General features: G+C 62.5%; 7 protein-coding genes. 5 read left to right on the forward strand and 2 right to left on the reverse strand.

The features are described 5' to 3' along the window. A partial coding sequence (locus QT222_RS07545; protein WP_491476805.1) for an inorganic phosphate transporter occupies positions 1-622 on the forward strand: 622 nt, incomplete at its 5' end. A 128-nt stretch (positions 623-750) separates the two neighbouring features. Here QT222_RS07545 and QT222_RS07550 read toward each other — a convergent pair. Further along, positions 751-2,148 (reverse strand): hemolysin family protein, encoded by a 1,398-nt coding sequence (locus QT222_RS07550; protein WP_004058321.1) that lies wholly within the window; start codon positions 2,146-2,148, stop codon positions 751-753. Positions 2,149-2,395: 247 nt separating this feature from the next. Between QT222_RS07550 and QT222_RS07555 the strand changes: the two genes are divergently transcribed. From QT222_RS07555 to QT222_RS07565, 3 genes are all read left to right on the forward strand, one after another. Then, positions 2,396-2,659, forward strand: coding sequence for a glutaredoxin family protein (locus tag QT222_RS07555; protein ID WP_004058320.1), 264 nt, complete (start codon positions 2,396-2,398; stop codon positions 2,657-2,659). Beyond that, complete coding sequence (locus QT222_RS07560) at positions 2,659-3,165, forward strand: redoxin domain-containing protein (protein ID WP_491476806.1); 507 nt, start codon at positions 2,659-2,661, stop codon at positions 3,163-3,165. Before QT222_RS07555 ends, QT222_RS07560 begins: the two co-directional genes overlap by 1 nt. Positions 3,166-3,324: 159 nt before the next feature. Then, complete coding sequence (locus tag QT222_RS07565) at positions 3,325-3,936, forward strand: L-threonylcarbamoyladenylate synthase (RefSeq protein ID WP_491476807.1); 612 nt, start codon at positions 3,325-3,327, stop codon at positions 3,934-3,936. Here the strand turns inward: QT222_RS07565 and QT222_RS07570 are convergent, their stop codons facing one another. Next, positions 3,937-4,599 carry a CRISPR-associated protein Cas4 gene (locus tag QT222_RS07570; protein WP_491476808.1) on the reverse strand — a complete coding sequence of 221 codons (663 nt, stop codon included), beginning with the start codon at positions 4,597-4,599 and terminating at the stop codon, positions 3,937-3,939. Between the two features lie 152 nt (positions 4,600-4,751). Here QT222_RS07570 and QT222_RS07575 point away from each other — a divergent pair. After that, on the forward strand, positions 4,752-5,680 hold a 929-nt coding region (locus tag QT222_RS07575), incomplete at its 3' end, for a spermidine synthase (protein ID WP_491476809.1).

A 5,680-nucleotide genomic window follows, 5' to 3' on the forward strand; every position in this document is an offset into this window, starting at 1 on the left:
GTCCGCGTCAGTCGCGCGCGTGGCCGCTCTCGAACTGACCGGCGTCGTCGGCATCGGCGAAACAGTGTGGTTCGTCGTTGCGTCGCTGTCCGTCGGTCTCGTCGCGGCCGCAATCGTCGGTCGCTGGATATCGACCAACCAGGCTCGGGGACAACGTCGGTTTCTCCTCGCTCTCGGCGGTCTCGTCGCGTTCTCCGCCGGCGGGAGTCAGGTCGGTCTCGCAATCGGTCCGCTGGTCCCGCTCCTCGATGCGGTGACTGTTCCGCTCCCCGCGCTTCTCGTCGGTGGCGGACTCGGGCTCCTTGCAGGGTCCTGGACCGGCGCGCCGCGCATGATAAAGGCGCTCGCGCAGGACTACTCCTCACTCGGACCGCGCCGCTCTATCGCGGCGATGATTCCCTCGTTCGCAATCGCGCAGACGGCCGTCGCACTCGGCGTTCCCGTCTCGTTCAACGAGATAATCGTCAGCGCCATCATCGGTTCCGGCTACGCCGCTGGCGGTTCTGGCGTCTCAGGGCGGAAAATGCTCTACACCGTCCTCGCGTGGATTGGGTCCTTGCTCCTCGCGTTCGGCCTCGGCTACGGCATCTTTACGCTCGTCTCGATTGTATTCCCCGTGTGAGGGGGACTTCCGTGTGGTGTTCGTCGCTCTTTCGGACTGGCCGTTTTCGTATTGGTGTCGCTGGCGCTGGTGCTTCTCTCGTTTCCGCTCCTCGGATAGCATAGCCGAAAAGAACCCGTTCGACCCGCCTACGTGTCGGGTTCGACTTCCGCTTCTTCGTCGTCCACATCGCCGTCGTTTTCCGCGTCCTCGACGCCGACGTTAGTTTGGATGCGCGCTTTCATGATGCGCGTGTTGTCGACCTGTTCGATGCGGATGACGATGTTGTCGTAGGTGATCTCTTCGCCCTCTTCGACGAGGCGGCCGGCGCGGTTGAAGATGAAACCTGCGAGCGTCTCGAACTCTTCGCCTTCCGGAAGGTCGATATCGAGTATCTCGTTGACTTCGTCGATGTTGACCTCACCACGGACGAGGACCGTGTTCTCGTCGACCTCCTCGAACGGCTCTTCCTCGTCGCCTTCGAGGATGTCGCCGACGATTTCCTCGACCATGTCTTCGAGCGTGATAAGTCCCTCAGTGGTCCCGAACTCGTCGATGACGATGACCATCTGCATCCGGGTGTCCTGCATCTCCGCCATGAGTTCGTCGACGTTCTTCGATTCGGGGACGTGGAGGGTCGGCGAGACGATATCGGCGATGGTCACGCCACGTTCACCATAATACTGCTCGCGGACGAGGTTTCGGATGTTGGCGATACCGATGATGTTGTCGAGATTACCGTCGTAGACGGGCACTCGCTCGTGGTCGGCCTGTACACAGGTCTCGATGGCCTCGTCGATGGTCGCGTCCTTCGGGACGGCGGTCATATCGAGACGCGGCGTCATGACCTCCTTGGCAATCGTCGAGTTAAAGCGGAAGATGCGGTCGAGCATCTCGCGTTCTTCCTCTTCGATGACACCCTCGCGCTCGCCCGTCTCGATGAGATTCTGAATCTCGTCGCGGGTGACGTACGTCGTCTCGATGGCGGTCTGTCCGCCGGTAATCTTGTTGATGACTCGCGTCAGGTAGTCGAAGAAGACGACGAGCGGAAGTAACAGTAGCTCTGCGTACTTCAGCGGGCGCGCAATGCGGAGGGACCAGGACTCGGTGTTCTCGACCGCGTAGGATTTCGGAGCACTCTCGCCGAACAACAGGACGATGGCCGTAATACCGAATGTTGCGATGGCAACGGCCTCTCCCTGTTGGAACCCGACAAAGACGAGCAGCCCGGTCGAGATGGAGGACATCGCGATGTTGGCGATGTTGTTTCCGACCAGGATGGTCACGAGGAGGCGGTGAGGGTCGTCCTTGAGCGCTTTCACCCGATCTGCGCCGGGGACTCCGTCCTCGACCATCGAGTCGACGCGGTGTTTCGCCAGCGAGAACATCGCAATCTCGGAGGAGGAAAAGAATGCCGAGAGTCCGATGAGTACGATAATCGCGGCCACCCCGAGTGCGGTGATTGTATTGTCGCCAACGGGGAGGTCCGAGACCTGTGCGGCCGCGAGTAACGTAGCTGGAAGTGGTAGTAGCGGCGGCAAGCCCATGTAACTATACAGTCTTGCGCGGCACCGGAATTAAGAGTTGCCCTCGGATTATCGTCTATCGGTATCGACGGTTGTTCACTCGCTTGGTTCGCAGTAGTTCACTCACGGATATCGGCAGTTGTTCACCCGTTCATATCGAGTTAGCTCGCTCCTTCTCCGGGCTAATCGAGAGGCTACACCATCCGCCATTGCGCCGGCGATACCCACGAGCGAAGGGCTTAGGCGACGCTCTTTCTAACGGGCGTCCATGTCCGACGACCAACCGGCGATTACGCTGTATCGGTTGCAGGCGTGCCCGTTCTGCGAGCGCGTCGTTCGCGTTCTCGACGACAAAGGTCTCGACTACCAGTCGCGGTTCGTCGAAGCCATGCACTCCGACCGCGACGTGGTCAAGCGCATCTCGGGGAAGCGAACCGTCCCGGCCATCGTCGACGAGAACACCGGCGTTACGATGTCCGAGTCGGCGAATATCGTCGAATACCTCGAAAACACCTACGAGGAGGCCGCGTGATGTTCGACTTCGATATCGTCGACCTCCCCGACCACGACGCGCCCGCGGTCGGTGACACAGCACCTGATTTCACGCGTCCGCTCGTCAACGACGAGTACTGGGAGAACGCGTCCCTGTCGGACGTGACCGACGACGGCCCGGTTCTTCTCGTCTTCCACACGATGGACGGCGCGTTCCCCTCGACGTACATCTGGAATAACCTTCGCGACCGCGACGTTCCTGAAGCGGTCCAAGCGGTCGGCGTCTCCATTTCGTCGCCCTACGAGCACAAGACGTTCCTCAAAGAGCGCGAGGTTGACGCCCGATTCTTCTCCGACCCGGCCGCCGGAATTGCCACCGAGTACGGCATCGAAAACGACCTCGACGGGATGGACGGCATCACCGAACACCGACCTGCTCTCTTCCTCCTCGATGAGGAGCGAACAGTCCAGTACGCGTGGGTCGCAGACCAGTGGCCCGACTTCCCGGACTACGACGAGGTTGCCGACGCCGTTTCGGACCTGTAGCCGCAACTCGCCGCCGTTTCGGCCAGTAGTCGCAACTCGCCGCCGTTTCGGCCAGTAGTCGCAACCGCTCTGTTCCGAACCCACAATCGGCTGGCCGCCGCTTCGACTTTGTAGCCCGGTTTCGTCACGCTTTTTCGCCGCTCTCGCCTTTACTCATACATGAGTGACGACGACGTGAAACAGGCTGCCGACGCCATTCGCCGTGGCGAGGCGGTCGTCTACCCGACCGAGACGGTTTACGGGATGGGGGCGGATGCGACGAACCCGGACGCCATCGAACGCGTCTTCGACATCAAGGGACGCGACCGGGACAAACCGCTCTCAGCTGGCTTTCCGGACGTTGACGCCGCGCTCGAATACGTCGTCGTCGACGACCGCGAGGTGGCCTTCATGCGTCGGTTCCTCCCCGGTCCGGTGACTGTCGTCGTCGAGCGCCGCGACAGTCTCCCAGACGTGCTCGTCTCCGGCCGCGACCGCGTCGGCGTTCGTGTGCCCGACCACGACCTCGCACTCGACTTCTTCGAGCAGGCCGGAACACCCGTAACCGCCACCAGCGCGAACCGCTCCGGAACGGGCAGCATCACCAACCCGTCGCAACTTTCCGACGAAATCCGCGAGGCCGTCGCGTTCGTCCTCGACGGCGGAACCACACCCGGCACCGAGAGCACCGTCGTCGACCCCGGCCGTGGAATCATTCACCGTCGCGGGGCGATGGCGCATGAGATCGAGGCGTGGCTCGAAACGCACGCTGATTCGGAACCCGAAGCGTAACTACCAGCCCAGACGCGACCGTAACGACCGCGTTTTCACTCCACACTGCTCTCGATAGGCGCATTCGTCGCACTTCGATGAATCCCGCAATCGCGGCGGGACGAAATCGAGTTCGCGAGCGATTTGGAGCGCCCGTCGATACGCGGCCTTGTTCCCCGTCGTGAGTCGGACGGTTCTGACGACGCCGACGGTCGGATATTCGACCAACGCCCGCGACACCAACGTTTCGCGCTCCCACGAGAGCGCCTTCGCAAGCGCGACGGCTCTGACCCGCTGCGGTTCCCACACCCCGCGTTCCGGTGGCTCACCGGGCGAAATGAGGGATGGCACGACCGGGTCGCCGCCGAGTTTGTGCGCGACGCCTCGGCAGTCTTTCCCCGTGAGGAGTACGTCTCGGTCGATGGGTGACGAAAGCGCATTCCAGTCGTCCCGTTCGCGGAGCCGACGTAGATTCTCGCGGTACTCGTCTGGCGGCACAGCGAGCGGATAGTGCGCGAGTTCGTCGTCGTTGGCGGCGAGGTGCTTCGGGTACTCGAATGCGAGAGCGCGGATTTCGTTGACTCGCGGCGGCGGTCCTCGGTCTTCGTCGCGGCGGGCGTAATAGAGTTGTCGTGGGCAGTAGGCGGCACGGGCGAGGTCCGAGGCGGCGACGAGCGACGACATGGAGGTGCTGGCTCCGTCTTCGGATAAATAGTTCAGTCGCCTCGGTGTATCGGCGTGCAACCTCGTCGCACTCGCTCGCAACCGTTCAGCCGTGGGTGATGCGTTTGGCCGCGGGAGGCAATTAATACGTCCGTGAGTCCAAGGTTACTGTCATGAATTCGACGCCTGAATTCCCCTCGCTTCGGGTGACGCGGCCCGAACTCGCGGTGTTCGTCTCCGGCGTCACCAGCATGGGACTGGAGATTCTCGCCGGACGGATGGTCGCTCCCGAGTTCGGGAGCAGCATCTACACGTGGGGGAGCATCATCGGCGTCTTCCTCGCCGCGTTGAGTCTGGGCTACTACCGCGGCGGGAAGCAGGCCACACAGGCGTCGAACGAAACACTCGTGCGCGTGTTCGTCGCGACGGCGGCCTACATCGCTGGCGTCATTTTCCTCGGCGACCTGTTCTTACAGTCGACGGCCAGTCTTCCGCTTCCCAGTCGATTCGCGTCGTTGCCGGCGGTCACGCTCCTCTTCGGCCCACCGACCTACCTTCTCGGATACGTCAGTCCCTACGCCGCGGAACTCTCCGGTCAGTCGGAGGTCGGTGCCGCGTCGGGGCACGTCTACGCCGTCGGTACCGTCGGGAGCATTCTCGGTGCGTTCGCCACGACCTATCTGCTCATCCCGTCGCTGAGCGTCACCGACATCGGACTGGTGTTTGGCCTCCTGTCGGTTGGCACGGCGCTCGCGCTTGCTCGGCCTAACATCGGACAGGAAGAGGCTGTCTGGAGCGTCGGCATCGTCATTATCCTGCTCGTCGCCGCGACGACCGGCGGTATCGGACTCGACTCCCGCGGCACCACCGTCTACCACACACAGACCGCCTATCAGGAGCTTCGCGTCTCGGACGCCGACGGCGTTCGAACGCTCTACCTCGACGGCCAGCCCCACAGCGCGATGGACCTCGACGACCCGACCGGACACGTCTTCGACTACACGTCGTACTTCCACGCCCCGTTTCTCTTCTCCGACGACATCGACCGAGTGTTGTTCGTCGGCGGCGGCGGCTTTACCGGTCCCCGCGTATTTCTGGAGAC

It is taken from the genome of Haloferax sp. s1 (assembly GCF_058382125.1).